Source organism: Streptomyces sp. NPDC048258 (assembly GCF_043201995.1).
In the GTDB taxonomy this organism is placed as follows: Bacteria; Actinomycetota; Actinomycetes; order Streptomycetales; family Streptomycetaceae; genus Streptomyces.
Genome location: NZ_JBICZH010000002.1, coordinates 171,769 through 197,602, shown reverse-complemented (window position 1 = coordinate 197,602; position 25,834 = coordinate 171,769). Strand labels below are relative to the sequence as shown.

Annotated in this window: 26 protein-coding genes and 1 riboswitch; of the genes, 14 read left to right on the top strand and 12 right to left on the bottom strand. The window is 71.3% G+C overall.

The window, feature by feature from the left end; genetic code table 11:
* Positions 1–22: 22 nt before the first annotated feature.
* A complete protein-coding gene (locus tag ACGFYQ_RS05090; RefSeq protein WP_393740096.1) occupies positions 23–1,306 on the bottom strand; it encodes an extracellular solute-binding protein in 1,284 nt (427 codons plus the stop codon).
* 291 nt (positions 1,307–1,597) lie between these two features.
* On the opposite strand from ACGFYQ_RS05090, the gene ACGFYQ_RS05085 reads away from it, so the two are divergent.
* From ACGFYQ_RS05085 to ACGFYQ_RS05060, 6 genes are all read left to right on the top strand, one after another.
* The gene (locus ACGFYQ_RS05085) at positions 1,598–2,362 is read left to right on the top strand and encodes a GntR family transcriptional regulator (RefSeq protein ID WP_362393062.1); all 765 of its coding nucleotides are present in this window, start codon (positions 1,598–1,600) and stop codon (positions 2,360–2,362) included.
* 104 nt (positions 2,363–2,466) lie between these two features.
* Entirely contained in the window at positions 2,467–4,689 is a 2,223-nt protein-coding gene (locus ACGFYQ_RS05080) for a carbon starvation CstA family protein (protein ID WP_393740093.1), read from the top strand.
* Positions 4,686–4,916 (top strand): YbdD/YjiX family protein, encoded by a 231-nt coding sequence (locus tag ACGFYQ_RS05075; RefSeq protein ID WP_393740091.1) that lies wholly within the window; start codon positions 4,686–4,688, stop codon positions 4,914–4,916. Before ACGFYQ_RS05080 ends, ACGFYQ_RS05075 begins: the two co-directional genes overlap by 4 nt.
* Positions 4,917–4,984: 68 nt before the next feature.
* Positions 4,985–5,482, top strand: coding sequence for a GNAT family N-acetyltransferase (locus tag ACGFYQ_RS05070; RefSeq protein ID WP_393740089.1), 498 nt, complete (start codon positions 4,985–4,987; stop codon positions 5,480–5,482).
* 44 nt (positions 5,483–5,526) lie between these two features.
* Positions 5,527–5,656, top strand: a riboswitch (cobalamin riboswitch).
* Between the two features lie 142 nt (positions 5,657–5,798).
* Positions 5,799–8,186 carry a ribonucleoside-diphosphate reductase subunit alpha gene (locus tag ACGFYQ_RS05065; RefSeq protein WP_393740087.1) on the top strand — a complete coding sequence of 796 codons (2,388 nt, stop codon included), beginning with the start codon at positions 5,799–5,801 and terminating at the stop codon, positions 8,184–8,186.
* Entirely contained in the window at positions 8,186–9,202 is a 1,017-nt protein-coding gene (locus ACGFYQ_RS05060) for a ribonucleotide-diphosphate reductase subunit beta (RefSeq protein ID WP_393740085.1), read from the top strand. Before ACGFYQ_RS05065 ends, ACGFYQ_RS05060 begins: the two co-directional genes overlap by 1 nt.
* A gap of 31 nt (positions 9,203–9,233) precedes the next feature.
* Here the strand turns inward: ACGFYQ_RS05060 and ACGFYQ_RS05055 are convergent, their stop codons facing one another.
* A complete protein-coding gene (locus ACGFYQ_RS05055) occupies positions 9,234–9,458 on the bottom strand; it encodes a hypothetical protein (protein WP_393740083.1) in 225 nt (74 codons plus the stop codon).
* Between the two features lie 82 nt (positions 9,459–9,540).
* Here ACGFYQ_RS05055 and ACGFYQ_RS05050 point away from each other — a divergent pair, with 82 nt between their 5' ends.
* On the top strand, positions 9,541–10,509 hold the full coding sequence (locus tag ACGFYQ_RS05050; protein ID WP_393740081.1) for a helix-turn-helix domain-containing protein: 969 nt from the start codon (positions 9,541–9,543) through the stop codon (positions 10,507–10,509).
* Positions 10,510–10,681: 172 nt separating this feature from the next.
* Positions 10,682–10,873, top strand: coding sequence for a hypothetical protein (locus ACGFYQ_RS05045; RefSeq protein ID WP_393740079.1), 192 nt, complete (start codon positions 10,682–10,684; stop codon positions 10,871–10,873).
* An 85-nt stretch (positions 10,874–10,958) separates the two neighbouring features.
* Here the strand turns inward: ACGFYQ_RS05045 and def are convergent, their stop codons facing one another.
* From def to ACGFYQ_RS05005, 8 genes are all read right to left on the bottom strand, one after another.
* Entirely contained in the window at positions 10,959–11,615 is a 657-nt protein-coding gene (gene def / locus ACGFYQ_RS05040) for a peptide deformylase (protein WP_393740076.1), read from the bottom strand.
* 56 nt (positions 11,616–11,671) lie between these two features.
* On the bottom strand, positions 11,672–12,667 hold the full coding sequence (locus ACGFYQ_RS05035; protein WP_393740074.1) for a tetratricopeptide repeat protein: 996 nt from the start codon (positions 12,665–12,667) through the stop codon (positions 11,672–11,674).
* Positions 12,668–12,799: 132 nt separating this feature from the next.
* Entirely contained in the window at positions 12,800–14,059 is a 1,260-nt protein-coding gene (locus ACGFYQ_RS05030; protein WP_393740072.1) for an HD-GYP domain-containing protein, read from the bottom strand.
* A complete protein-coding gene (locus tag ACGFYQ_RS05025; protein ID WP_393740070.1) occupies positions 14,056–15,516 on the bottom strand; it encodes an HD-GYP domain-containing protein in 1,461 nt (486 codons plus the stop codon). The genes ACGFYQ_RS05030 and ACGFYQ_RS05025 overlap by 4 nt, the downstream gene beginning before the upstream one ends.
* Positions 15,517–15,706: 190 nt before the next feature.
* On the bottom strand, positions 15,707–16,060 hold the full coding sequence (rsrA, locus tag ACGFYQ_RS05020; RefSeq protein WP_393740068.1) for a mycothiol system anti-sigma-R factor: 354 nt from the start codon (positions 16,058–16,060) through the stop codon (positions 15,707–15,709).
* On the bottom strand, positions 16,057–16,701 hold the full coding sequence (locus ACGFYQ_RS05015; protein ID WP_376679453.1) for a sigma-70 family RNA polymerase sigma factor: 645 nt from the start codon (positions 16,699–16,701) through the stop codon (positions 16,057–16,059). Before ACGFYQ_RS05015 ends, rsrA begins: the two co-directional genes overlap by 4 nt.
* A gap of 335 nt (positions 16,702–17,036) precedes the next feature.
* Entirely contained in the window at positions 17,037–17,687 is a 651-nt protein-coding gene (locus ACGFYQ_RS05010) for an alpha/beta family hydrolase (RefSeq protein ID WP_393740066.1), read from the bottom strand.
* 48 nt (positions 17,688–17,735) lie between these two features.
* A complete protein-coding gene (locus ACGFYQ_RS05005) occupies positions 17,736–18,554 on the bottom strand; it encodes an SOS response-associated peptidase (protein WP_393740064.1) in 819 nt (272 codons plus the stop codon).
* A 53-nt stretch (positions 18,555–18,607) separates the two neighbouring features.
* On the opposite strand from ACGFYQ_RS05005, the gene ACGFYQ_RS05000 reads away from it, so the two are divergent.
* The 4 genes from ACGFYQ_RS05000 to ACGFYQ_RS04985 all read left to right on the top strand — a co-directional run bounded on the left by ACGFYQ_RS05000 (position 18,608) and on the right by ACGFYQ_RS04985 (position 22,247).
* Complete coding sequence (locus ACGFYQ_RS05000; RefSeq protein WP_393740062.1) at positions 18,608–19,321, top strand: M50 family metallopeptidase; 714 nt, start codon at positions 18,608–18,610, stop codon at positions 19,319–19,321.
* A gap of 53 nt (positions 19,322–19,374) precedes the next feature.
* Positions 19,375–20,766 carry a 3-phosphoshikimate 1-carboxyvinyltransferase gene (gene aroA, locus ACGFYQ_RS04995; protein WP_393740060.1) on the top strand — a complete coding sequence of 464 codons (1,392 nt, stop codon included), beginning with the start codon at positions 19,375–19,377 and terminating at the stop codon, positions 20,764–20,766.
* A gap of 8 nt (positions 20,767–20,774) precedes the next feature.
* Complete coding sequence (gene rsgA / locus ACGFYQ_RS04990; protein ID WP_393740058.1) at positions 20,775–21,785, top strand: ribosome small subunit-dependent GTPase A; 1,011 nt, start codon at positions 20,775–20,777, stop codon at positions 21,783–21,785.
* A 138-nt stretch (positions 21,786–21,923) separates the two neighbouring features.
* Complete coding sequence (locus ACGFYQ_RS04985; protein WP_069921864.1) at positions 21,924–22,247, top strand: multidrug efflux SMR transporter; 324 nt, start codon at positions 21,924–21,926, stop codon at positions 22,245–22,247.
* On the opposite strand, the gene ACGFYQ_RS04980 is transcribed toward ACGFYQ_RS04985, so the two are convergent.
* Positions 22,213–22,752 carry a TetR/AcrR family transcriptional regulator gene (locus ACGFYQ_RS04980; protein WP_393740055.1) on the bottom strand — a complete coding sequence of 180 codons (540 nt, stop codon included), beginning with the start codon at positions 22,750–22,752 and terminating at the stop codon, positions 22,213–22,215. The genes ACGFYQ_RS04985 and ACGFYQ_RS04980 overlap by 35 nt on opposite strands.
* 101 nt (positions 22,753–22,853) lie before the next feature.
* Between ACGFYQ_RS04980 and hisN the strand changes: the two genes are divergently transcribed.
* Complete coding sequence (gene hisN / locus ACGFYQ_RS04975) at positions 22,854–23,657, top strand: histidinol-phosphatase (RefSeq protein ID WP_393740053.1); 804 nt, start codon at positions 22,854–22,856, stop codon at positions 23,655–23,657.
* Positions 23,658–23,794: 137 nt separating this feature from the next.
* A complete protein-coding gene (locus ACGFYQ_RS04970; protein ID WP_393740051.1) occupies positions 23,795–24,187 on the top strand; it encodes a cyclic nucleotide-binding/CBS domain-containing protein in 393 nt (130 codons plus the stop codon).
* A 67-nt stretch (positions 24,188–24,254) separates the two neighbouring features.
* Here the strand turns inward: ACGFYQ_RS04970 and ACGFYQ_RS04965 are convergent, their stop codons facing one another.
* Entirely contained in the window at positions 24,255–25,724 is a 1,470-nt protein-coding gene (locus ACGFYQ_RS04965) for a catalase (protein WP_393740049.1), read from the bottom strand.
* Positions 25,725–25,834 lie beyond the last annotated feature (110 nt).

Sequence of the window (25,834 nt, the reverse complement as noted above, 5' to 3'; positions counted from 1 at the left end):
GTGCGGGTGCTGCGGGGTGGGACTACTTGTTGATGCGGCTCGCGATTTCCTTGTCCGCGTCAGCGCCCGCCTTGGCGGCGTCCTCACCCTTCAGGACCTTGGTCATGAACTCCTTGATGGGGTTCGGCTCGGTCTCGACGTTCGCCCAGCCCGGGGTGACCGGGGTGATCTTGCCGTTGACGCCGGCCTTGCCCATGGCCTCGGCGAAGGAGCCCGCGGCGGGGGTGAAGTTCGCGCCGGCCTGGTTCGGGAGCAGCGCGCCCTTGGTCTCGGCGGCGTACTTGGTCATCTGGTCCTTGCCGGCGGCGAGGGCCAGCCACTCCTTGGCGAGCTCCTTGTTCTTGGAGCGCTCGGCGACGGCGAGGTTCGAGCCGCCGAGGAAGACGGTGCTGGTCTTGTCAGCGGTCTTGCCCGGGATCGGGAAGTAGCCGAAGTCGGCCTCCTTGCCCGCCTCCTTCAGGGCCTTCTCGGCGCCGCCGGCCTCCCAGCCGAGACCGATCCAGGACGAGACGCCGCCCTTGGGAACGATGTCGGTGGACTGCTGCGGGTTGGCCTCGTCCTTGTCCTTGGGGGCGGTGGAGAAGGACTGGAGCTTCTTGTAGAACTCCATCGCGGAGGCGGCCTGCGGAGTGCCGAGCCCGCCCTTCCACTTGTCGCCGTCCTTGACGGCCAGGTCGCCGCCCTCGTCCCAGATGAGGCCCGCGAGGACGTACCAGCTCTGGCCGGGCAGGTAGATCGGCTGCGAGGCCGGGTCGGCCGCCTTCAGCTTCTCGAGGCCGGCGATCCACTCGTCGCGGGTCTTCGGCGGGGTGACGCCGGCCTTCTCGAAGGCCTTCTTGTCGTAGATGACGACGCGGTTGGCGGCGTACCACGGGGCGGAGTAGAGCTTGCCGTCGACCTCGGCCGAGGCGAGCATGCTCTTCTGCCAGGCGTCGGCGCCGAGCTCGGCCTTGTCCTTCGTCAGGTCGGCGAGGCCGCCGGTGACCGCGTAGCCGGCGGTCTGGGTGTTGCCGAGCTCAAGGACGTCCGGAGGGGTGTTCTCGGAGAGGGCGGTGGTGACCTTCTCCTGAATGCCGGTCCACTTCTGCTCCTCGACCTTGACCGTGACACCGGGGTGCTTGGCCGAGAACTCCTTGTTGACCTCGTCGATCCAGGCCTTCGGCGCGGAGCCGTCCATGACCCAGACGGTGATCTCCTTGGCGCCACCCGCGTCGGCCTTGCCCTTGTCGTCGCCGCCGTTGCCGCACGCCGCGACTCCGACCATCATGCCCGCGACACTGACCGCCGCGATGAGCTTGCGCTTCACGCCACCCTCCTCAGGGATGCTGCCTGCAACTTCCCTCGCCCGCCGCGGTGACGTACGTATCAAGTACTGCCGTGGGGCCGGGATCTGATCCACATTGGTTTAGACCAGTAGCTGGAGCTTGGCCTAGACCTTTAGGGGTGTCAAGGGTCTAATGAGCGGGTGCTCGGTCCGTTATCGGACCGACACCTGGGGAGAGAGAAGGCCTGTCCCCCCACACGTGTCACGATGTGACCGCACATATCGGAGGAGCCGGTGACGGCAGCGAAACTGGAGTCGGGAAGGCGGGCGGCGATGGCCACCGAAGGGGCGATCACGGAGCCGGAAGGCGGGGCGGCCACCCGCACGGCGCGTGTACCCAAGTACTACCGACTCAAGCGGCACTTGCTCGACATGACCGAAACGCTGCCACCCGGCACGCCGGTACCGCCGGAGCGCACGCTGGCGGCCGAATTCGACACCTCGCGGACCACCGTCCGCCAGGCCCTCCAGGAGCTCGTCGTCGAGGGGCGGCTGGAGCGCATCCAGGGCAAGGGGACCTTCGTCGCCAAGCCCAAGGTCTCGCAGGCGCTCCAACTCACCTCGTACACCGAGGACATGCGCGCCCAGGGACTGGAACCGACCTCCCAGCTCCTCGACATCGGCTACGTGACCGCCGACGACACCCTCGCCGGACTGCTCAAGATCAACACCGGTGGGCGGGTCCTGCGCATCGAGCGCCTGCGGCTGGCCAGCGGTGAGCCGATGGCCATCGAGACCACCCACCTCTCGGCCAAGCGCTTCCCCGCCCTGCGCCGCTCGCTCGTCAAGTACACCTCCCTCTACACCGCTCTCGCCGAGGTCTACGACGTCCATCTCGCCGAGGCCGAGGAGACGATCGAGACCTCACTGGCCACCCCGCGCGAGGCCGGCCTGCTCGGCACCGACGTCGGGCTGCCGATGCTGATGCTCTCGCGGCACTCCCTGGACGCGGACGGCGAGCCGGTGGAATGGGTGCGGTCGGTGTACCGGGGCGACCGGTACAAGTTCGTGGCCAGGCTCAAGCGACCTGCGGTCTAGCACTCGCGCCCCTATACCGGAATACGGACGGGGTCTTACGTTCACCGGGCAATCCCCCGTAGATTCCCTGCGCTCACGCAGTGATCGACGAGGGGACGAGAGCCATGCCGGAACCACAAGCTACTGGTACAGAACGGGACGTGGCGAGTCCGGGCGGCACGCCGGGCTCGCCTTCGCCGAGGTCCATCGCCGTGTGGGTGCTCGTCGGTCTCGTCGGCGCCCTCGGCTGGGCCGTGCTCGCCCTCTCGCGCGGCGAGGAGATCTCGGCCGCCTGGCTGCTCGCCGCCGCGCTGGGCTCGTACGCGATCGGCTACCGCTTCTACTCCCGGTTCATCGCGCACCGCGTACTGAAGGTGGACAAGACGCGGGCCACCCCCGCCGAACGCCTCGACAACGGTGTCGACTTCCACCCCACCGACCGGCGCGTGCTCTTCGGCCACCACTTCGCGGCCGTCGCCGGCGCCGGACCGCTCGTCGGACCCGTGCTCGCCGCCCAGATGGGCTACCTGCCGGGCACCATCTGGATCGTCGCGGGCGTCATCTTCGCGGGCGCCGTCCAGGACATGGTCACGCTGTTCTTCTCCACCCGCCGCGACGGCCGTTCGCTCGGCCAGATGGCCCGGGACGAGATCGGCCCCGTGGGCGGAGCCGCCGCCCTGGTCGCCGTGTTCGCGATCATGATCATCCTGCTGGCCGTGCTCGCACTCGTCATCGTGAACGCGCTGGCGCACTCCCCGTGGGGCGTCTTCTCCATCGGCATGACCATCCCGATCGCCCTGTTCATGGGCTTCTACCTGCGTGTGCTGCGCCCCGGCCGGGTCACCGAGATCTCCGTCATAGGCGTCGCGCTGCTGCTGCTCGCCATCGTCGCGGGCGGCTGGGTCGCCGAGTCCTCCTTCGCCTCCACCTTCACGCTGGAGAAGGAGACGCTGGTCATCTGGATGGTCGTGTACGGCTTCGTCGCGTCGGTGCTGCCGGTGTGGATGCTCCTCGCGCCCCGCGACTACCTCTCCACCTTCATGAAGATCGGCACGATCGCGCTGCTCGCGCTGGGCGTGGTCATCGCGATGCCGACGCTGAAGATGCCCGCGGTCACCGACTTCGCTGCCCGCGGCGACGGCCCGGTCTTCGCCGGCTCGATGTTCCCCTTCGTCTTCATCACCATCGCGTGCGGGGCCCTGTCCGGCTTCCACTCCCTGGTCGCCTCGGGCACCACACCGAAGATGATCCAGAAGGAGACCCAGGTCCGGGTCATCGGCTACGGGGCGATGCTCACCGAGTCGTTCGTCGCGGTCATGGCGATCATCGCGGCCTGCATCATCGAGCCCGGACTGTTCTTCGCCGTGAACTCCCCCGGCGGAGTCATCGGCACCACGGTCGAGACCGCCTCGGCGGCGGTGACCAACTTCGGCTTCGCCATCACCCCGGACGCCCTCGCCCAGGCCGCGAAGGACGTCGAGGAGGCCACCCTGCTGTCCCGTACGGGCGGCGCGCCGACCTTCGCACTCGGAATGTCGGAGATCTTCTCGGCCGTCCTCGGCGGCGCCGGGATGAAGGCCTTCTGGTACCACTTCGCCATCATGTTCGAGGCGCTGTTCATCCTGACGACGCTCGACGCGGGCACCCGCGTCGGCCGGTTCATGCTCCAGGACACCCTCGGCAACGTGCACAAGTCCTTCAAGGACGTCAGCTGGAAGCCGGGCGTCTGGCTGGCGAGCGCCGTCGTCGTCCTCGGCTGGGGCTACTTCCTCTGGGTCGGCATCAAGGACCCGCTGGGCGGCATCAACCAGCTCTTCCCGCTGTTCGGCATCGCGAACCAGCTGCTCGCGGCGGTCGCCCTGGCCGTCTGCACCACACTGCTGGTCAAGTCCGGCCGGCTGAAGTGGGCCTGGGTGACGGGTGTTCCGCTGGCGTGGGACGTCGCCGTCACGCTCACCGCGAGCTACCAGAAGATCTTCTCGGACGACGTGAAGGTCGGCTTCTTCGCGCAGCGCGACAAGTACCAGACCGGCATCGACGCGGGCAAGGTCCTGCCGCCCGCCAAGAACATGGACGACATGCACACCGTGGTCACCAACGCCACGGTGGACGGCGCGCTGTCGGCGCTGTTCGCGATCCTGATCATCATCGTGCTGGCGGACGCGGCCCGGACCTGCTTCAAGGCGATCAGCAGCCCGGAGTCCGTGAAGCTCTCCGAGGTCCCGTGGACCGAGTCGAAGATCGTCGCTCCGGCTGGACTGATCCCGACCGCCGAGGAGCGGGCCGAGCTCGTCGCGGCCGGCCTCGACTCGGGCGGCGGCCGGGTCAAGGAGCCGCTGTCCTCATGAGCGGGCTCGTGAGCAGCCTCATCAGCGGCCGCACGAGCCTGCGCGGCGCGCTGGCCCGGGTCCGGTTCTACGTACGGGAGTTCTCGGGCGAAGCGGCGTACGACCGGTACGTGGCCCACGCCCGCTCCCACGACCCGGACGCGCGGGTCCCGACCCGCCGGGAGTTCGAGCGGGCCCGCACGGACGCGCGCGAGGCGGACCCCCGCGAGGGCTTCCGCTGCTGCTGAGGGACAGCCGAAGGGCCCCGCCCCGAACGGGTGGGGCCCTTCGGCCTGCCTCCGGCACACTCGACGGCATGGACATCACGATCAGGCCGGTGCGGCCCGCCGACTACGCGGAACTGGGCGAGATCACCGCCCAGGCCTACCTCGCCGACGGGCACCTGGACTTCAACGAGGACGACGGGTACCTGCACGTGCTGCGCGACGTGGCCGGCCGGGCCGCCCGGGCCGAGGTGCTCGTCGCCGAACAGGACGGCCGGCTCCTGGGCGGAGTGACCTTCGCCGCGCCCGGCAGCCCGCTGGCCGACATCGCCGGCCCGCACGAGGCCGAGTTCCGGATGCTCGCCGTGGCCCACGAGGCGCGCGGCCGGGGCGCCGGCGAGGCGCTGGTGCGGGCGTGCGTCGAGCGGGCCCGGGCCGTCGAGGGCGTGACGGGGCTGGTGCTGTCCACCCAGCGCACCATGGCCGGCGCCCACCGGATCTACACGCGACTGGGCTTCGTACGCACTCCCGAGCGGGACTGGGCGCCCATCGAGGGCCTGACGCTGCTCACCTATCAGTTGAAGCTGTAGCCACGCCGACACAACATGTGGGGGCTGCCGCATCCGGTCGCCCCCACATGTATGCTCATGCCTGCTGTCGCCGCAGGGGAATCCGGTGCGAATCCGGAACTGTCCCGCAACGGTATGAAGTGTCCGCCTACCGGACACCAAGTCCGAGGACCTGCCGACAGCGCGCCCGGCTCGACCGAACCGGGTGCCGATACGTCCGGGCCTCGCGGTTGGGCCGGTGGACGCCATGGGGTGTACGCGTTCCTGCCACGCCCGCATGCGCCCGCTCGCGCCCCGCCCCGCCGATGACCGGGCCGAGCGAGGGAGAGCTCCCGCCGTGACCATCGCGCCTTCCGCACCGCGCGCCGAGTCCGTTTCTGGCGACAACACCGAGGGCCCGGGGGCCACGCTGCTGCGTACCCTCACCGAACTGACGGCGGACCTCCCCGACACCGACCCCGGCCGGGTCGCCGCCGCCGCGCTGCGCGGCCGCAGCTCCGCCGCCGACGAGGCCGAACTGCGCGGGCTGGCCACCGAGGCCGCCGCGGGGCTCATCTCCGAGGACCCCGCGTACTCCCGCCTCGCCGCGCGGCTGCTGACCCTCGCCGTCCGTGACGAGGCCGCCGGCCAGGGCGCCACCTCCTTCTCCGCGTCCGTCGCGGTCGGGCACCGCGAGGGGCTCATCGCCGACCGCACCGCCGAGTTCGTCCGCATCCACGCGAGCCGCCTGGACGCGCTGGTGGAGCACGCCCTCACCGAGGGCGCCGACGACCGCTTCGGCTTCTTCGGCCTGCGCACCCTGCACAGCCGCTACCTGCTGCGCCACCCGATCACCCGCCAGGTCGTGGAGACCCCGCAGTTCTTCATGCTGCGCGTGGCCTGCGGCCTCGCGGAGGACGAGAGCATGCGCGCGGTCGAGGAAGTGGCCTCGCTGTACCGGCTGATGAGCCGCCTCGACTACCTGCCGTCCTCCCCCACGCTCTTCAACTCCGGCACCCGGCACCCGCAGATGTCCTCCTGCTACCTGCTGGACTCCCCGCTGGACGAGCTCGACTCGATCTACGACCGCTACCACCAGGTCGCCCGCCTCTCCAAGCACGCCGGCGGCATCGGTCTGTCGTACTCCCGCATCCGCGCCCGCGGTTCGCTGATCCGCGGCACCAACGGCCACTCCAACGGCATCGTGCCGTTCCTGAAGACCCTCGACGCCTCCGTCGCCGCCGTGAACCAGGGCGGCCGCCGCAAGGGCGCCGCCGCCGTCTACCTGGAGACCTGGCACGCGGACATCGAGGAGTTCCTGGAGCTCCGCGACAACACCGGTGAGGACCAGCGCCGTACACACAACCTGAACCTCGCCCACTGGGTGCCGGACGAGTTCATGCGCCGCGTGAACGCCGACGCCGACTGGTCGCTGTTCTCCCCGGCCGACGTGCCCGAGCTGGTCGACCTGTGGGGCGACGAGTTCGACGCCGCCTACCGCAAGGCCGAGGAGTCGGGACTGGCCCGCAAGACCATGCCCGCCCGCGACCTGTACGGCCGGATGATGCGCACCCTCGCGCAGACCGGCCAGGGCTGGATGACCTTCAAGGACGCCTCCAACCGCACGGCGAACCAGACCGCCGAGCCGGGCTCCGTCGTCCACTCCTCTAACCTGTGCACCGAGATCATCGAGGTCACCAACGACGGCGAGACGGCCGTCTGCAACCTCGGCTCGGTCAACATGGGCGCCTTCGTGGTGGACGGGGAGATCGACTGGGAGCGCCTGGACGAGACCGTCCGCACCGCCGTGACCTTCCTCGACCGCGTGGTGGACATCAACTTCTACCCGACCGAGCAGGCCGGCCGCTCCAACGCCCGCTGGCGCCCGGTGGGTCTGGGCGCCATGGGCCTCCAGGACGTCTTCTTCAAGCTGCGGATGCCCTTCGACTCCCCCGAGGCGAAGGCCCTGTCCACCAAGCTCTCCGAGCGCATCATGCTGGCCGCGTACGAGGCCTCCTGCGACCTCGCCGAGCGCAGCGGCCCGCTGCCCGCCTGGGAGCAGACCCGCACGGCCCGCGGTGTCCTGCACCCGGACCACTACGACGTCGAGCTGAACTGGCCGGAGCGCTGGGACGCGCTGCGCGCCCGCGTCGCCAAGGGCGGCATGCGCAACTCGCTGCTCCTGGCCATCGCCCCGACGGCGACGATCGCCTCGATCGCGGGCGTGTACGAGTGCATCGAGCCGCAGGTCTCCAACCTGTTCAAGCGCGAGACGCTGAGCGGGGAGTTCCTCCAGGTCAACGCGTACCTGGTGGACGAGCTGAAGCAGCTCGGCGTGTGGGACGCGCAGACCCGCGAGGCGCTGCGCGAGTCCAGCGGCTCGGTGCAGGGCTTCGGCTGGATCCCGGCCGAGGTGCGCGAGCTGTACCGCACGGCGTGGGAGATCCCGCAGCGCGGCCTGATCGACATGGCGGCGGCCCGTACCCCGTTCCTCGACCAGTCCCAGTCGCTGAACCTGTTCCTGGAGACGCCCACCATCGGCAAGCTCAGCTCGATGTACGCGTACGCCTGGAAGCAGGGCCTGAAGACCACGTACTACCTGCGCTCGCGCCCGGCGACGAAGATCGCCCGCGCCGCGTCCGGCTCCGCCGTCCCGGCCGCCGCCACGCCCCTTCCGCAGGCCGTCGACGCCGACGCCCTGGCCTGCTCCCTTGAGAACCCCGAGTCCTGCGAGGCCTGCCAGTAATGAGCTCCAACGAAACCAAGAACCTCCTGGACCCGGGCTTCGAGCTCACGCTCCGCCCCATGCGCTACCCGGACTTCTACGAGCGCTACCGGGACGCGATCAAGAACACCTGGACCGTCGAGGAGGTCGACCTCCACTCGGACGTCGCCGACCTGGCGAAGCTGACCCCCTCCGAGCAGCACATGATCGGCCGTCTGGTCGCGTTCTTCGCGACGGGCGACTCGATCGTCTCGAACAACCTGGTGCTGACGCTCTACAAGCACATCAACTCCCCGGAGGCGCGCCTGTACCTGTCGCGCCAGCTGTTCGAGGAGGCCGTGCACGTCCAGTTCTATCTGACGCTGCTCGACACCTACCTGCCCGACCCGGACGACCGCGCGGCGGCGTTCGACGCGGTCGAGGAGATCCCCTCCATCCGCGAGAAGGCGCAGTTCTGCTTCCGGTGGATGGACTCGGTCGAGAAGATCGAGCGGCTGGAGACGGCCGCCGACCGCCGCCGCTTCCTGCTGAACCTGATCTGCTTCGCGGCGTGCATCGAGGGCCTGTTCTTCTACGGCGCCTTCGCGTACGTGTACTGGTTCCGCAGCCGCGGCCTGCTGCACGGCCTGGCCACGGGCACCAACTGGGTGTTCCGCGACGAGACCATGCACATGAACTTCGCCTTCGAGGTCGTGGACACGGTCCGCAAGGAGGAGCCGGAGCTCTTCGACGACGCACTCCAGCAGCAGGTCACCGACATGCTGAAGGAGGCCGTGGAGGCGGAGCTGCAGTTCGGCCGCGACCTCTGCGGCGACGGCCTGCCGGGCATGAACACCGAGTCGATGCGCGAGTACCTGGAGTGCGTCGCGGACCAGCGCCTGGTCCGCCTCGGCTTCCCGCCGGTGTACGGCTCGCAGAACCCGTTCTCCTTCATGGAGCTGCAGGGCGTCCAGGAGCTGACGAACTTCTTCGAGCGTCGTCCGTCGGCCTACCAGGTCGCGGTCGAGGGCACGGTCGACCTGGACGAGGACTTCTAAGCCCGTCCGCGTGTGCGCCGGGGGCAGGGGCTCAGTGAGCCATCCGTCCCCGGCGCCAGGTGCCGAACCGGATGCCGCGCCGGCGGTAGGTGGGCGGGAGACCGCCCGCCCGCTGGCGGGGCAGCCACACCCGCCGGGTCGCGGCGGCCCGCAGCTGTCGGTCGACCCGTCGGTCGCGCCGGGCCCCGTACAGGCTGGGCCCGAGCAGGACGGCGGCGATGGCCAGGACGGCGAGGTAGTTCACGAAGGTGCTCATACCTCCACTGTCCGCCTGATCGGCCATGATCGAACAGTGGCAGGACTGTCACCGAAGATCGAATTACTGCCACACTGGAGTCATGCTGACCAATGTGGCCGTGGCCCTCGTCAACGGTGTCGCCCCGTTCGAGCTGGGGATCTTCTGCGAGGTCTTCGGAATCGACCGCAGCGACATGGGACTACCGGTGTACGACTTCGCCGTGTGCGCGGCGGAGGACCGGCGCTCCCCGACCGGCGACGGGCATTTCGAGATCGTCGTCCCGTACGGACTGGAGCGGCTGGAGAGCGCGGACCTGATCTGCGTGCCGGCCGATCGCACGGCCACGACACGCGAGTACCCCGAGCCGCTGCTGGCGGCCCTGCGCCGGGCCGTGGACCGGGGGGCGCGGGTGCTGAGCGTGTGCAGCGGAGCCTTCCTGCTGGGCGCGGCCGGCCTGCTCGACGGCCGCCGCTGCACCACCCACTGGATGCACGCCCCGACCCTGACGCGCCGCTACCCGCGTGCCCTGGTCGACCCCGACGTGCTGTACGTGGACGAGGGCCAGGTGATCACTTCGGCGGGCACCGCCTCCGGGATCGACGCCTGCCTGCACGTGGTCCGGCAGGAGCAGGGCGCCGAGGTGGCCAACACCATCGCGAGACGGATGGTCGTACCGCCGCACCGGGACGGCGGGCAGGCCCAGTTCATCCGGCGCCCGCTCCCCCGCACGGCGTGCGACACGGTGGGCGAGGTGATCGGGTGGATGGCCCGCCACCTGGACGACGAGATCACCGTCGAGCAGCTCGCGGAGCGCGCGCACATGTCGCCGCGGACCTTCGCCCGCCGCTTCCTCCAGGAGACCGGCACCACCCCGTACCAATGGGTGCTCCGCCAGCGGGTCCTGCTGGCCCAGGAGTTGCTGGAGTCCACCGACGAGACCGTCGACGCGATCGCGGGCCGCTGCGGCTTCGGCAACGCGGCCGCCCTGCGGCACCATTTCCTGCGGACGCTCGGCACCACACCGAACTCGTTCAGGCGCACCTTCCGGGGCCCGCAGGCCGCGGCCTGACCGGCCCGCCCGGGTGCACCGGTCAGGTGCGCCCTGGCCGAGAAGCAGAGAACCTTTGGCCCAAACCAGCCCGGTACGTAGTCAACCGGTGTCGTACGGTGATGATGCCCGGCCTGGCCGCGCCGCACAGCGCCCGGCCGCGCGCCGCTCACCACAGCCCAGGGGGGCCACAATGTCCCGTACCGCCCGCATCCTCACCGCCGCCGCGTTCGCCGTCCTGCTCGCCGGCAGCGTGACCGCGACCGCCTCCGCGGACAGCGGCTGGGGCGCCGCACCGGCCGACAGCGGCTGGGGCTCCGCTCCCGCCGACACCGCGGGGGACTCCGCTCCCGCCGACAGCGGCTGGGGCTCCGCCCAGAGCTAGTCCAGCACCCCGCGCACCTACGGCAGGGCCCCGCTCCGGTTCCGGAACGGGGCCCTGCCGTAGGTGCGTGTACGCCCGCGGGAGATCAGTCGTTCGGGACGGTCTCGTAGCGCGGGGTGCCCTCTTCCATCTGCCGCAGGGCGTCCTTGCGGTCCCGCTTCGAGAGTCGGTCGATGTACAGGTACCCGTACAGGTGGTCGGTCTCGTGCTGGAGGCAGCGCGCGAAGTAGCCGGTACCGCGCACCTTGATCGGGTTGCCCTGCGCGTCCTGGCCCTCGACCTCGGCGTAGTCCGGGCGGGCCAGCGAGGCATACGCCGTCGGGACCGACAGGCAGCCCTCGTTGGAGTCGTCGAGCACCCGCGCGCCGGCCGGCAGCTCGACGAGCTTCGGGTTGACCACGACGCCGGTGTGCCGCTTGCCGTCGTCGTCCGGGCAGTCGTAGACGAAGACCTTGGCGTCCACGCCGATCTGGTTCGCGGCCAGGCCCACGCCCTCGGCGGCCTTCTGGCTGGCGAACATGTCGTCGATCAGCTGCGCCAGCTCGTCGCCGAACTCGGTGACGTCCTTGCACTCCCGGTGCAGGACCGGGTTGCCGACCACCGTGATCGGGCGGCCCGTGCCGCGCTCGCGGTGGGCGAGCTCGCGCTCCGCGCAGTCCTCGGTGTCCACGACGTACCCGTCGTTCACCTCGGTGCCGGCCGCGACCTCGGCCTCGACAACCTCGTTCTCCTGCTGCGCCATATCCGCCGTACGCCTTCCGTAAGTCACCGATGTGCCCGTACAGCCTACGGCCCGGCTCAGCAGACTTCTTCGAGATCCCGCCACTCCCGGCTGTCCGGGCTGTCGGCGACCCAGCCGTCGAGCAGTCCTCGCACCAGCCCGGCCGGCGCCGCGATGCCGCACTCCCGCTCGGGCACCCACAGCGATCCGGAACCGGCCGTACGGTGACCCAGCGGTCCGGGATGCCCCGGCTCGCTGTGGTCGTGCGGGTCCAGGTGCTCCCCGTCGCCCTCGTCGCTCGGCATCTCGCTCTCCGAGCAGGTCCGGCACAGCAGCCGCACCGACGAGGACCAGTCCTCGGCGGCGAAGCCCGCGTCCGCGGCCAGCTGCTCCAGAGCGTCCCGGTCCGCCTCGCCGGCCGCCTCCAGCAGTACCACCCAGGTCGGCACCGGCGACGGCGCCCACAGCTCGATCTCGTCGAAGACGGGGTACGAGGGTCCGGCCGCGGTGACCCGCTCGCCGTGCGGGACCCCGTCGTGGAGCACCACCTCGCCCCAGCGGCGCCCCGAGGACGGCAGCGGGATCGACAGGACCTCGATGCGGGCCGGGTCCAGCCGGCGGCCCCAGACCACCTCGGCCTCGCCCTCGGGCGACAGCCGTACGGCGGCGCTGCCGAGCTCCATGCCGACCGGTTCGCCGTTGCCCCCGGGGCCATGGGGGTCCCCGGGCACCTTGAGCCCGTACGCCTGCCAGGCCCGCCGGGCCAGCGGCCAGTCCTGCAGCGCGGTCGCGGCGATGCCCACGTTCCACCAGTCCGGGGCGCCGGTCTCCCGGTCCAGCAGGGCCACGGCGCGCAGCCCGGCGGCCCGCGCCTGCTCCCAGTCGTGCCGGAACTTGTGCAGCAGAGCCAGGTTGAACCAGGACTCGGACAGCCAGGGCTCCAGGTCCGCGGCTCTGGTCAGGAGCGCCCCCGCGTCCTCGTACCGCCCGTCGCCGATCAGCGTGAACGCGCGGTCGGTGGCCTGCCGCCACGAGGCGGAGGGCCGATGCCGTACCTTCCCGAAGATCCTCACGATTCCCGCCTGCTTTGGGGGCACCACCCAGCGGTAGCTGGGGGACTACGGTGCAGCCTTGCGGACACTCTCACGGTCCCTCTTACTGGCATCCAACCATGCCCACTCGGACGGCCGCTCATTACCCATGGGTTACCCAGGTTGGACAGGAACAACTCTGTCACGTCCACCCCTGGCCAGAACCCTCGCCAAGCCCTCCACGACCTCCGGCTGGTACGCGTGCCCGGTGCCCAGGCGGAGCTGCTCCAGAGCGGCCAGTGAGCCGCCCGGGTGACGGTTCCCGCCGACAAGGTCGTCGTACGCGTTCACCGCCCGCACGATGCGGGCGGCGACGGGCTGCTCCCGGTACGGATCCGCCTGCCGCTCCACCACCACGGCGACCTCGGCGGGCACCCCGGTCTGGCGGGCCACCTCCCCGCCCAGCTCCGCGATCCGGCGGGCCTCGGCGGCGGGCAGCTCCGCGGTCGCCCCGTCCGGGACCGGATCGACGAGGGAAAGCTGCCCGATGTCGTGCATCAGCGCCGCGTACTCCAGCACCGTGAGCTCCCGCTCCGACAGCCCCAGTTCCCGGCCGACGGCGCAGCTCAGGGTGGCGACCCGGCGGGAGTGGCCGGGCGGGGTGTAGCCGGCGATCTCCGTGGCCCGGGCCAGGGAGGTGATGGTCTGGCGGTAGGTGGTGCGGATCGCGGTGATCCGGTGGAAGGACATCTGGGTCAGCAGCAGGGGCACGCTGAAGACGGGCAGGGCCCACAGTCCGGCGCCGGCCACGCCGAGGGCCATCACGACGCCGGTGGCGCAGATCGCCGAGCCGATGCCGAGCTGGGCGCGCAGCTCGTCGCGCAGCAGGGGCCCGTACGGCCAGCCGGTCCGGGCCGCGGCGAGGGCGGCGGCGAGCACGGCGTCGCAGAGGGCGGTGAGGCCGAGGAGGAGCAGCAGAAACAGGACGAGGTACGGGCCCTGGCCGACCCGTTCCTCCAGTCGGCCGGAGTTGTAGAGCGGCTGGAAACATGCGGCGGCGAAGGCGACGGTGAGGACCCGGCGGGCGATGTGGTCCACGGCCGGGCCGCGGCCCCGGGCGACGTGGGGGACGATCCCGGCGAGGGCGGCCGCGACGACGACCGCGACGATCTGCAGCACCCCGTGGTGGGTGGGCTGCCCGGCGTTCTGGCCGAGCAGGGCGTAGGCGAGGGCTCCGGCGGAGCCGAGGGGTGCGGGCTGGCGGTCGGCGGGTTCGCGCCGGTCGCGACGGGCGAGCTCGCCGATGGTGATCAGGATCCCGAAGGCCAGGGCGATGCCGGGTTCCACGAGCCCGTTCCACAGGGTGTGCCCGAGCCCGGCGGCGGTGAGCACCCCGGCCGCGCCCCGCACGGTCCAGACGGCGGTCCCCCTCACGTGCCGGCCCCCGGCGGTGCGGGAGACGCGGGGGTGGTCGCCGCGGCCGGGCGGGCACCCTGGCCGGGCAGGGCGGCCAGGGTCGGTGACCCCGGCCCGGCCCCGGCGGGCGGGCCGCCGCTGATCACCTGGAGGTCGTCGTCGGAGGTGACCACCGGGTGCCAGCCGTGCCGTCCGATGGCCCCCGTCAGGGCCCCCACCATCGCCGGGTCGAACTGCGCCCCCGCGCACCGCGCCAGTTCCGCCAGGGCTACCTCCACCGGCCGGGCCCGGCTGTACGAGCGGGTGGAGGTCATCGCGTCGAAGGCGTCGGCCACCGCCACCACCCGGGCCAGCACCGGGATCTGGTCGCCGGTCAGCCCGTACGGATAGCCGGAGCCGTCGACCCGCTCGTGGTGGTGCAGGATCGCGGACCGGGCCTCCCCGAGGAAGCCGATGCCGCGGACCATCTCGTGCCCGTACTCGGGGTGCAGCTCGATGATCCGGCGCTCCTCCGGGGTGAGCGGCCCGTCCTTGCGCAGCAGCCGCGTCGGGACCCCGAGTTTGCCGACGTCGTGCAGGATCCCGGCGATGCGGACGACTTCGAGGCGGTCCTCGGCCATGCCCAGCTCGCGGGCGATCATCGCGGAGGCCTGGCCGACCCGTTCGCTGTGGCCGCGCGTGTAGCGGTCCTTGATGTCGACGGCCTGGACGAGGGCGCGGATGGTGGCCCGGTGGGCGGCGCGCTCGCGGTGGTACTGGGCGAAGACCCAGCAGGAGATGTACATCGGCAGCAGGACGAGCAGGGCGGCCGGGAGCCCGTACGGGCTGCGCCACATGACAGCCATCATCAGGCCGGCGAGGCCGTGCACACAGTGCGGGGCGAGGGACCGGGTGAGCAGTCCGCGCCAGGCGGTGGCGGCGGGCCGGCGTTCCGCGACGGCCAGGATGCCCCCGTCGAGGGCGGTGAGCACCAGGCAGAAGGCGACGGCAGCGGCCGCCGCGGGGAGCATCACGTACGGGAAGTCGGCCACCCAGACGGGCGGGTCCGCCGCTCCGGGCGGCCCGGAGCCCCCGGAGCCCAGCGCCGCCGGGCCGCGCAGCAGCCGGTACGTCTGCCCCGCGACCCAGGCGGCTATCGACTGCTGCGCGCCGTGCCACACCCGGCGCACCCGGGCGGGCCGCTGGACGACGGTCCCCGCGAGGCCGCCGGGCAGCGCCACGAGCGCGGCGGCGGCGGGCGGCAGCAGGAAGACGGCGGCCAGCACCACGGGAAAGAAGGAGCCGATGCCCTCGGGGACCCGGCTGCCGAGCAGCGGGCAGACCTTCACGAGCTCGCAGCCGAGGTAGAGCACGGCGAGCAGGGCAACGGTCGCCCAGGGCGTACCGGAATCGGTGAGGGCGGGGGCGACGCACGCGGCTGCAGCGAGGACGGCGCACAGGATGTATCCGCGCGCCCCCGGCGGAAGTACCCGCATGGCGCTCTCCTCCCCGGTGCCTTCAAGCCAGGTACCGAATCAAACCAGTACCGAATGGGGAGAATAAGTGGGGCCCCGAGCGAAGTGGGCCACATTTTCACATTGCGCCATACGGACGCCCCCGGATTAGCACCTTCGGGTGAACGAAGTACCCCTCCGGGGGCGGTTGTTCAAGCGTTCGACGAACCGGTCAGCCGCCGGCCGGGTTGTCCGCCGTGACATCGGCCGTGATGTCGGTGGTGACGTCGGAGGTGATGTCCGAGGTGATGTCGTGGTCCGGCACGGCCTGCCCCGACCGGATCAGCTCGATCCGCCCCATCACCTTCGACCGCAGGTCGGTCGGCACGTCGTCCGAACCGCAGCAGCGCTTCACCAGCTTCTTCACGGCCTGCTCCAGGCCGTACTTCTCCAGACAGGGGCTGCACTCGCCGAAGTGTGTCTCGAACTTCGTGCAGTCGCTGTCGGGCATCTCATGGTCGAGGAACTCGTAAAGGTGGTCCAGGACCTCAGAGCACTCCGTCTCGTGCGGCTCTCCGCAACTCATGAGCCCGAGCCTTTCCTGTCGTTCGACTCTCCCGCGCCCGCGGGGACCATCCCGCGCTCACGGGCATAGTCCTCCAGCATTCCACGGAGTTGACGGCGGCCACGGTGCAGTCGCGACATGACCGTACCGATGGGTGTACCCATGATGTCGGCGATCTCCTTGTACGCAAAGCCCTCTACGTCGGCAAGGTAGACCGCGATGCGGAACTCCTCCGGAATGGCCTGGAGCGCTTCCTTCACGTCCGAATCGGGCAGGTGGTCGAGCGCCTGCGACTCGGCGGACCGCAGGCCGGTCGACATGTGCGACTCGGCGCGTGCCAGCTGCCAGTCCTCGATCTCCTCCGCGGCGCTGCGCTGGGGCTCGCGCTGCTTCTTGCGGTAGGAGTTGATGAACGTGTTGGTCAGAATGCGGTACAGCCACGCCTTCAGGTTGGTGCCCTCGCGGAACTGGTGGAAGGACGCGTATGCCTTCGCGTACGTCTCCTGGACCAGGTCCTCGGCGTCGGCCGGGTTGCGCGTCATGCGCAGTGCGGCCGAGTACATCTGGTCGAGGTAGCCGAGGGCGTCCCGCTCGAAGCGCGCGTTGCGCTCCGGGGTCGTCTCCTCCGCGTGGCCTTCGTCGGTCCCAGCGACAGGACCCACCTCCTCCGACTGCGTGGCGGCTCCGAAAGCGGATCCGCTCGAATCGGAGAATAGTCGACCTTCCCGGCTCTCCGCCGCCCGAAGCGAGCTGCGCTTGGGCCCGGGCAGCACCGTCCAGTCCAGGTCAGCGGCCTGCGGACGGTTCTGGCTGATGACCTGGGTCATGCGCTCCCTCTCCTCCGACGAAATCCCGTGCGTACCGACATCCGGGACAACAGAAGGCGCGGGCGGCGCATTCCCGGGCGGGGGCCGGGATTTCGGGCCCCGCACGGGTCCGAGCGGCCGGTGGTGATCCGGATCACCACCGGATCACCCCGGAATATGTCAGGTCGCGGTCAGACTTCCAGGGCCGCGAGCCATCCGGCCACCGCCTCCGTGATCACCGCGAGGGCCTCCTCCTGGGTGGTCTCCGCCTTCTTGGGCACGGCGAAGCCGTGGTCCGCGTACGGGACCTCCACCAGCGCGTACGGGTCGCCCGCGGCCCGCTCCGGGAACTCCTCCGGACGCCCGAAGGCGTCCCGGCCGCCCTGGACCACCAGGGTGGGCAGCCCGGCGCCGAGCAGCTCCTCGGCCCGGGACTTCTCCGGCCGGCCCGGCGGGTGCAGCGGGAACGCCAGCGCCAGTACCGCGGCCGCGCCCAGGCCGGCGGCGGTCCGGCAGGCCACCCGGGCCCCGGCGCTGCGGCCGCCCGCGACCACGGGCAGCCCGGGCCCGGCGAGGGCCGGCCACAGCCCGCGCCATCCCTCGTCGAGCACCTTGGGCGCGGCGGCGACCTTCTTCCCGGCGACCCGCCAGGGCTGTTCGACCAGGGCCACGGTGACCCCGCGCGGGGGCAGGGCGGCGGCCAGCGCCTGGAGGTCACGGGCCTCGACGCCGCCGCCGGCGCCGTGGCTCACGGCGAGCACGAGCCGGGCCTCGCGGGCGGTGTGCCAGGTGATGCGGGCCTCGCCCGCCGGGGTGTCGACGCTCTCGGTACGCGTGGTCATGGATCCATCCTGCACGCGGCCGGGTCCCGGACGGGTGCCGGACAGGGCCTAGAAGAGCGTGCCCTCCTCCGGCGCGGCGAGCTCCTCCAGCAGCTCCGGCCCGTTGTTCCGTACGTTGCTCACCGCGGTCGAGACCGGATAGGCCCGCATCAGGCCGCCCGGCGGCGGTTCCAGCAGCCGCCGCAGCGAGCCCTCGGTGTCGGTGTTCGCGGGGTCCAGCCAGGCGTCCCAGCGGTCCGGGGTCAGCATGAGCGGCATCCGCGGGTGGATGTCGGACAGCGAGCGCGGCCCTTCGGCGGGAGCCACGGCCAGCGGCCCGGTCTCGGCCTCGGTGGTGATCACCGAGCAGGTGACCCACCAGGCGAGCGGGTGCTCGTCGGGCAGCGTCCGGTCGCGCCAGAACTCGTAGATCCCGGCCATGGCGAAGACGGGGCCGTCGGCGGGGAGCACGAAGTAGGGCTGCTTGCGGGCCCGCTTCTTCTTCCCCTCCACCTCCAGCTGCCGCTCGTCGTGGGCGGTGACCCACTCGTAGTAGCCGTCGGCGGGGATGATGCAGCGGCGCTGCGCGAAGGGTCGCCGGAAGGACGGCTTCTCGTGCAGGGTCTCCGACCGGGCGTTGATCATCCGGGCGGCGCCGTCGGGGTTCTGGGCCCAGGAGGGGACCAGCCCCCACTTCAGGACGCGCAGCTGGCGAACCGGACGCGGGTTCGGAGCGTCTTTCAGGGGACGGTCGAGGACGACGTGGACCTCTTTCGTCGGCGCCACGTTCCAGTCGGGGGCCAGCGTCTCCTCCGGCTCCCACTTCTCGATCCCGAAGGCCTCCACCAGGTCCTCGGGCCTCCGACTCGCCGCATACCGTCCGCACATGGCTGCCACACTGCCATGTCATCCGACAACCACCACAAGGAGTCCGCCACTCTATGGACAGCACCACGACGGCCGGCCTGTGGGACCGGCTCACGGGCATACAGACCCCGCCCGAGCTGTGGCTGGTGATCGTGACGGGCGTGGCCGCGCTCGCCGCCGTGGGCCCCCGCCCGCTGTGGCGGCTCTCGCGCAACGCCGTGACCATCGCGCACGAGGGCGGGCACGGTCTGCTGGCGCTGCTGACCGGGCGGCGGCTCGACGGGATACGGCTGCACTCCGACACCAGCGGGGTCACGGTCAGCCGGGGCCGGCCGACCGGGCTCGGGATGATCCTGACCGCCGCCGCCGGGTACACCGCCCCGTCGCTGCTCGGGCTCGGCGGGGCGGCGCTGCTGTCCGCGCACCGGATCACCCTGCTGCTGTGGGTGGCCACCGCCCTGCTGCTGGTGATGCTGGTGATGATCCGGAACGCGTACGGGGCCCTGACCGTGGTGTTGACCGGCGGCACCTTCGTGCTGGTGTCCTGGCTGGCCCCGGCCGATGTGCAGGCCGTCTTCGCGTACGGCGCGGTGTGGTTCCTGCTGCTCGGCGGCGTCCGGCCGGTCTTCGAGCTGGGGGCCAAGCGACGGCACGGCGGGGCTCCGGATTCGGACGCCGATCAGCTCGGACGGCTCACCCACGTGCACCCGGTGGTGTGGCTGCTCCTCTTCCATGTTGTCGCCCTGTGCTCCCTGGTGGGCGGCGGCCGTTGGCTTCTCGGCCTCTGAGACGGCGCAGCGATCAAGATCTGGTGCCGGAGGAAGCCACTAAAGTGGGGGCCATGACCGAGACCCCCGCTCTGCCCGCCCTCTGGCCCGCCCCGATCGCCGACTCGGCCGTCTACGCCACCGTCACCGTGCCGGGGTCCAAGTCGGTCACCAACCGGGCCCTCGTGCTCGCCTCGCTCGCCGCCGAACCGGGCTGGGTGCGCCGCCCGCTGCGCTCGCGCGACTCCCAGCTGATGTCCGACGCCCTGCGCGCGATGGGCGTCGGCATCGAGGAGACCGTCTCCTCCAGCTCCGCCGGGTCCGCCAACGGCGCGGTCGGCGGGGAGGCCTGGCGGATCATCCCGGCGGCCCTGCACGGCCCGACGACCGTGGACGTCGGCAACGCGGGCACGGTCATGCGCTTCCTGCCGCCCGTCGCCACCCTCGCCGACGGCGACATCCGCTTCGACGGCGACCCGCGCTCCTACGAGCGCCCCCTCGGCCAGGTCATCAGCGCCCTGCGCACGCTGGGCGCCCGGATCGACGACGACGGCCGGGGCGCGCTGCCCATGACCGTCCAGGGCGGCGGGGCCCTGGAGGGCGGCACGGTCGAGATCGACGCCAGCAACTCCTCGCAGTTCGTCTCCGCGCTGCTGCTCTCCGCCCCGCGCTTCAACCAGGGTGTCGAGGTCCGGCACGTGGGCTCGACCCTGCCGTCGATGCCGCACATCCGGATGACCGTGGAGATGCTGCGCGCGGCGGGCGCCCAGGTCGACACCCCCGAGGCGGGCGGCGAGAAGAACGTGTGGCGGGTGGCCCCCGGCGCGCTTCTGGGCCGCGACATGGTCGTGGAGCCCGACCTCTCCAACGCACAGCCCTTCATGGCCGCGGCCCTGATCACCGGCGGCACGGTCACCATCCCGGACTGGCCGCGCCGCACCACGCAGCCCGGTGACGCGCTGCGCCGGATCTTCACGGAGATGGGCGGTTCCTGCGAGCTGACCGACGCGGGCCTGGTCTTCACCGGCACCGGCAAGATCCACGGCATCGACGTGGACCTGGGCGAGGTCGGCGAGCTCACCCCGGGCATCGCGGCGGTGGCGGCCCTGGCCGACTCGGAGTCCGTCCTGCGCGGGGTCGCGCACCTGCGGCTGCACGAGACGGACCGGCTGGCCGCGCTGACCAAGGAGATCAACGCGCTCGGCGGCGACGTCACCGAGACCGAGGACGGCCTGCACATCCGGCCGCGCCCGCTGCACGGCGGCACCTTCCACACGTACGACGACCACCGGATGGCCACGGCCGGCGCGGTGATCGGCCTGGCGGTGGAGGGCGTACTGATCGAGAACGTGGCGACGACGGCGAAGACCCTGCCGGACTTCCCGCGGATGTGGACGGACATGCTCGCGGGAGATGCCGGGGACTCCGGGAATTCCGGGGCCCGCGCGGCGGGTGCGGGAGCGTAGGGCCCGTCATGCGCAGGTACGGCAAGCACACCGACGAGGACGACATCCGGCAGCGCCCCAACCCCAAGGGCAACCGGCCCCGGACGAACATCCGTCCCAAGCACGAGGACGCTTCCGAGGGCTTCGTCCTCACCGTCGACCGCGGCCGGCTGACCTGCCTGGTCGGGGACCGCACCGTCCACGCGATGAAGTCCAGGGAACTGGGCCGCAAGGCGGCGGTGGTGGGCGACCGGGTCTGGATCGTCGGTGACCTGTCCGGCAAGAAGGACACCCTCGCCCGGATCGTGCGGATCGAGGAGCGCAAGTCCGTCCTGCGGCGCACCGCGGACGACGATGACCCGTACGAGCGCGTGGTCGTCGCCAACGCCGACCAGCTGGCCATCGTCACGGCCCTGGCCGACCCGGAGCCGCGGCCCCGGATGATCGACCGTTGCCTGGTGGCGGCGTACGACGCCGGGCTGGAGCCGCTCCTGGTGCTCACCAAGTCCGATCTGACGTCCGCCGACAAGATCCTGGAGATCTACTCGACGCTCGGCGTGAACTACGTCGTGACCAACCGCGAGGAGCTCGCGACGGGCGACGCCGCCGACAAGGTGCGCGAGCGCCTGGAGGGCCGGATCACCGCGTTCGTGGGGCACTCCGGCGTCGGCAAGACGACCCTGGTCAACTCGCTGGTGGCGCCGGACCGCAAGCGCGCGACCGGCGTGGTCAACGCGGTCACCGGGCGCGGCCGCCACACCACCACCTCGGCCCTGGCGCTGCCGCTGCCCGGGATGGAGGGCTGGGTCATCGACACCCCGGGCGTGCGCTCCTTCGGCCTGCACCACGTGGATCCGTCCCGGGTGATCCTGGCCTTCCCCGACCTGGTGCCCGGTACCGAGGAGTGCCCGCGCGCGTGCAGCCACGACGAGCCGGACTGCGCGCTCGACAAGTGGGTGGAGGACGGCCACGCGGACCCGGCGCGGCTGTATTCGCTGCGGCGGCTGCTGGAGACGCGGGAGCGCCGCGAGGGCGACTAGACCGTCCGGCGGGGGAGGGCGGGACGGCCGGGCTCGCGGAACCGGCGGGACCTCCGGGGTTTGCCGAAGATCGTGTCTGGATAAATGCATAATCGCACCGAGTGGCGCGAAGTCACGTGACACGGGGAGGCATTCGACATGGCGTGGCTGCTCGTGGTGGTCGCGGGAATCCTGGAGACGGGCTTCGCGGTGTGCCTCAAGCTGTCCCACGGCTTCACCCGGCTGTGGCCGACCGTCGCCTTCGCGTGCTTCGCCCTCGGCAGCTTCGGCCTGCTGACCCTCGCGCTCAAGAAGCTGGACGTGGGCCCGGCGTACGCGGTGTGGACGGGCATCGGCGCCGCGGGGACGGCGATCTACGGCATGGTCTTCCTCGGCGACCTGGTCTCCACCCTCAAACTCGTCTCGATCTCGCTGGTGATCCTCGGGGTCATCGGGCTCCAGCTGTCCGGTTCTGCGCACTGAGCAGCCGGAGCAGCTCCCCCGCCCCCGGCTCCTCCCCGGGCGCCACCACGTAGGAGAGGGCGAGCCGTACGGCGAGCTCGCACCGCTGGACGTCCTCCGCGGGCATGAGCGCGGCGGCCGCCCGGTCGCGTACGGCCCGGGCCAGCTCACCGGGCCCGGCCGCCCGGCCCGCGGCGGGCAGGTCCGGGTCCCAGAATCCGGTCAGCAGGGCCCGTACGAGGGGATACGCGCGGGCCGCCCGTACGGTCCACTCCGCGACCGCGGCGAGCCGTTCGGCGGTCCGGCCGGGGGCGGCCAGGGCCCGCTCCACCCCGTCGAGGTACCGCTCCCTCTCGCGCCGGATCAGGGCGCGGCCCAGGCCGCCCTTGCCGCCGAACTCGTTGTAGAGGGTCTGCCGGGACACCCCGGCGGCAGCCGCCACGTCCACCATCCGCACGGCCGGCCAGGGGCGCGCCGAGAGCGCCGCTCCCGCCGCCTCCAGCAAGGTTTCCCGGGCTGCCGGCATATGCGCCTCCCCCGTTTGGCTTCACGGCCAGAGTTGACGGGGCGACAGATCCTGTCAAGGGCGCGTCCCGGCCGCGCGACCGGCCGCGATACTGTTCGGCCATGTCCGAGTATGACGATGACCTGCGCCTTGCCCTCGAACTCGCCGACGCGGCGGACGTCGCCACGATGGAGCGGTTCCGTGCCCTCGACCTGAAGGTCGAGACGAAGCCGGACATGACCCCGGTGAGCGAGGCGGACAAGGCCGCCGAGGAGATCATCCGGGCCGGCATCGCGGCCGCACGGCCCGACGACGCGATCCTCGGCGAGGAGTACGGCCTGAAGGGCAGCGGCCCGCGCCGCTGGGTCGTGGACCCGATCGACGGCACCAAGAACTACGTGCGCGGGGTGCCCGTCTGGGCGACGCTGATCTCCCTGATGGCCGAAGGCGCCGACGGGGCCTTCCGCCCGGTGGTCGGCGTGGTGTCGGCGCCGGCGCTGGGCCGGCGCTGGTGGGCGGCGCAGGGCGGGGGCGCGTACGCGGGCGGCGCGCTCGGCGAGACCGCGCGGATCGGCGTGTCGAAGGTGGCGGGGCTGAGTGACGCCTCGTTCGCGTACTCCTCCCTGAGCGGCTGGGAGGAGCAGGGCCGGCTCCCCGGCTTCCTGGACCTGACCCGCGCGTGCTGGCGTACGCGGGGCTACGGCGACTTCTGGCCGTACATGATGGTCGCGGAGGGCTCGCTGGACCTGTGCGCCGAGCCGGAGCTGAACCTGTGGGACATGGCGGCCATCGCGGTCGTGGTCCAGGAGGCGGGCGGCCGTTTCACCAGCCTGGACGGGGTGGACGGAGTCCACGGCGGGAACGCGGCGGCCTCGAACGGGCTGCTCCACGGGGAGATGCTGGAGCGCCTGCGCCCGAGCGCCTGAGCGTGCCCCCTTGTTGACCGTGCGTGTCCGTGGGAATCTGAGGATCCCCCCGCTTGTGCGCTTGTGAATCCATTCTCTTGGATTCACGGTCGCACCCCACCCAAGCGGCGGGACTCACCCAGGAGGTGGCTCTCTTCATGCTCGTCCGTGACGCAATGAGCACCGTGATCCTCACCCTCGGACCCGCGCACACCCTGCGCCAGGCGGCCTGCCTGATGTCCGGCCGGCGCGTCGGCGCGGCCGTCGTACTCGACCCCGAGCACAGCGGAATCGGCATCCTGACCGAGCGCGACATCCTCAACTCCATCGGCGCGGGCCACGATCCCGACCACGAGTCGGTGGGCGCGCACACCACCAACAACGTCGTGTTCTGCACCCCCGACGCCACCGTGCAGGAGGCCGCCGAGGCGATGGCCAACGGCGGCTTCCGGCATCTGATCGTGCTGGAGAACGGCGGCCCGGTGGGCATCGTCTCCGTCCGCGACATCATCCGCTGCTGGGTACCGGCGCGGCGTACGGTCTCCGCGTAACACCGACGGGCCGGAACCCTCCGAAGGGGGTTCCGGCCCGTCGTCCTGCTACGGCAAGCGATCCGGGTCAGCCGCGAAGGGCCTGGACCGCGGCCTCCAGCCGCTTGCCGAAGTCGCCGTCCGCCTGGCGGAAGTTGTTGATCGCGCGCTCGACGATGTCGTCGCGGGAGACCTTGGCGATGAAGCCGGACAGGTTCTCGATCAGGCGGGACTTCTCGTCCTCGGAGTACAGGCGGTAGAGGTTGCCCGCCTGGACGAAGTCGTTGTCCTCACGGTGCACGGGGGCGGCGTGGTTGCCGGTGCCACCGGTCAGCGCGACGGGCTGCCACAGCGGACGGTCCGTCTGGTGCGGGCCGCCGAAGCTGTTCGGCTCGTAGTTCTTCGCGCCCTTGTGGCGGCCGTCGTACAGGTAGCCGTCGCGGGAGTTGGTGCGCGCCTCGGTGGCGTGCGGACGGTTCACCGGCAGGTGGTCGGCGTTGATGCCGACGCGGTAGCGGTGGGCGTCGCCGTAGCCGAAGAGGCGGCCCTGGAGCATCTTGTCCGGGGACGGACCGATGCCGGGGACGAAGTGTGCCGGGGAGAAGATCGACTGCTCGACCTCGGCGAAGACGTTCTCCGGGTTGCGGTTGAGCTCCAGCTTGCCGATCTCGATCGGCGGGTAGTCCTCGTGCGGCCACACCTTGGTGAGGTCGAACGGGTTGAAGCGGTACTCGGCCGCCTCGGCCGCCGGCATGATCTGGACCTGCACGGTCCAGGACGGGAAGTCGCCGCGCTCGATGGCCTCGCGCAGGTCGCGCTGGTGCGAGTCGGGGTCCTCACCGGCGAGCTGGTTGGCCTCGGCCTGGGTGAGGTTCTTGATGCCCTGGTCGGTCTTGAAGTGGTACTTGACCCAGAAGACCTCGCCGGCCTCGTTGTTCCACTGGAACGTGTGCGAGCCGTAGCCGTTCATGTGGCGGTAGGACGCCGGGATGCCGCGGTCACCGAACAGCCAGGTCACCTGGTGGGTCGACTCGGGCGACAGACCCCAGAAGTCCCAGACGTTGTCCGCCTCCTGCGAGCCCGTGTACGGGTCGCGCTTCTGGGTGTGGATGAAGTCGGGGAACTTGATGGCGTCCTTGATGAAGAACACCGGGGTGTTGTTGCCGACGAGGTCGTAGTTGCCCTCTTCGGTGTAGAACTTCAGCGCCCAGCCGCGGGGGTCGCGCACCGCGTCGGCGCTGCCGAGGTTGCCCGCGACGGTGGAGAAGCGCAGGAACGTCTCGGTCTGCTTGCCGACCTCGGACAGGAACGCGGCGCGGGTCCACTGCGAGACGTCACGGGTCAGCGTGAAGGTGCCGTACGCACCGGCGCCGCGGGCGTGCACCACGCGCTCCGGGATGCGCTCGCGGTTGAAGTGCGCGAGCTTTTCCAGCAGGAGCTGGTCCTGGACCAGGACGGGTCCGCCGACGCCGGCGGTCTCGCTGTTCTGGTTGTCGGCGACCGGAGCCCCGGCCTCCGTGGTGAGCGGTCCCTGCGTCACGTGCGCCTCCTGCGTCATTCCTGCATGTCCTGTCCTTGGCCTGTGCCGTACTCGATCCTACGATGGACTTTGTCTAAGTCAAGTAAGGATCCAAGTCCGCACAGGTTCGGGAGTTACACCGAGTCCCC

Bases quoted from the DNA above. Each gene is read 5' to 3' on its own strand.
- ACGFYQ_RS04965 (WP_393740049.1), bottom strand. From the start codon at position 25,724: ATGACGCAGGAGGCGCACGTGACGCAGGGACCGCTCACCACGGAGGCC.
- ACGFYQ_RS05075 (WP_393740091.1), top strand. From the start codon at position 4,686: ATGAGCGGGCTCGTGAGCAGCCTCATCAGCGGCCGCACGAGCCTGCGC.
- ACGFYQ_RS05055 (WP_393740083.1), bottom strand. From the start codon at position 9,458: ATGAGCACCTTCGTGAACTACCTCGCCGTCCTGGCCATCGCCGCCGTC.
- ACGFYQ_RS05025 (WP_393740070.1), bottom strand. From the start codon at position 15,516: ATGCGGGTACTTCCGCCGGGGGCGCGCGGATACATCCTGTGCGCCGTC.
- ACGFYQ_RS05000 (WP_393740062.1), top strand. From the start codon at position 18,608: ATGGACAGCACCACGACGGCCGGCCTGTGGGACCGGCTCACGGGCATA.
- rsgA (WP_393740058.1), top strand. From the start codon at position 20,775: ATGCGCAGGTACGGCAAGCACACCGACGAGGACGACATCCGGCAGCGC.
- def (WP_393740076.1), bottom strand. From the start codon at position 11,615: ATGGCGCAGCAGGAGAACGAGGTTGTCGAGGCCGAGGTCGCGGCCGGC.
- ACGFYQ_RS05005 (WP_393740064.1), bottom strand. From the start codon at position 18,554: ATGTGCGGACGGTATGCGGCGAGTCGGAGGCCCGAGGACCTGGTGGAG.
- ACGFYQ_RS05010 (WP_393740066.1), bottom strand. From the start codon at position 17,687: ATGACCACGCGTACCGAGAGCGTCGACACCCCGGCGGGCGAGGCCCGC.
- rsrA (WP_393740068.1), bottom strand. From the start codon at position 16,060: ATGAGTTGCGGAGAGCCGCACGAGACGGAGTGCTCTGAGGTCCTGGAC.
- ACGFYQ_RS04980 (WP_393740055.1), bottom strand. From the start codon at position 22,752: ATGCCGGCAGCCCGGGAAACCTTGCTGGAGGCGGCGGGAGCGGCGCTC.
- ACGFYQ_RS05050 (WP_393740081.1), top strand. From the start codon at position 9,541: ATGCTGACCAATGTGGCCGTGGCCCTCGTCAACGGTGTCGCCCCGTTC.
- hisN (WP_393740053.1), top strand. From the start codon at position 22,854: ATGTCCGAGTATGACGATGACCTGCGCCTTGCCCTCGAACTCGCCGAC.
- ACGFYQ_RS05085 (WP_362393062.1), top strand. From the start codon at position 1,598: ATGGCCACCGAAGGGGCGATCACGGAGCCGGAAGGCGGGGCGGCCACC.
- ACGFYQ_RS04970 (WP_393740051.1), top strand. From the start codon at position 23,795: ATGCTCGTCCGTGACGCAATGAGCACCGTGATCCTCACCCTCGGACCC.
- ACGFYQ_RS04985 (WP_069921864.1), top strand. From the start codon at position 21,924: ATGGCGTGGCTGCTCGTGGTGGTCGCGGGAATCCTGGAGACGGGCTTC.
- ACGFYQ_RS05070 (WP_393740089.1), top strand. From the start codon at position 4,985: ATGGACATCACGATCAGGCCGGTGCGGCCCGCCGACTACGCGGAACTG.
- aroA (WP_393740060.1), top strand. From the start codon at position 19,375: ATGACCGAGACCCCCGCTCTGCCCGCCCTCTGGCCCGCCCCGATCGCC.
- ACGFYQ_RS05080 (WP_393740093.1), top strand. From the start codon at position 2,467: ATGCCGGAACCACAAGCTACTGGTACAGAACGGGACGTGGCGAGTCCG.
- ACGFYQ_RS05045 (WP_393740079.1), top strand. From the start codon at position 10,682: ATGTCCCGTACCGCCCGCATCCTCACCGCCGCCGCGTTCGCCGTCCTG.
- ACGFYQ_RS05060 (WP_393740085.1), top strand. From the start codon at position 8,186: ATGAGCTCCAACGAAACCAAGAACCTCCTGGACCCGGGCTTCGAGCTC.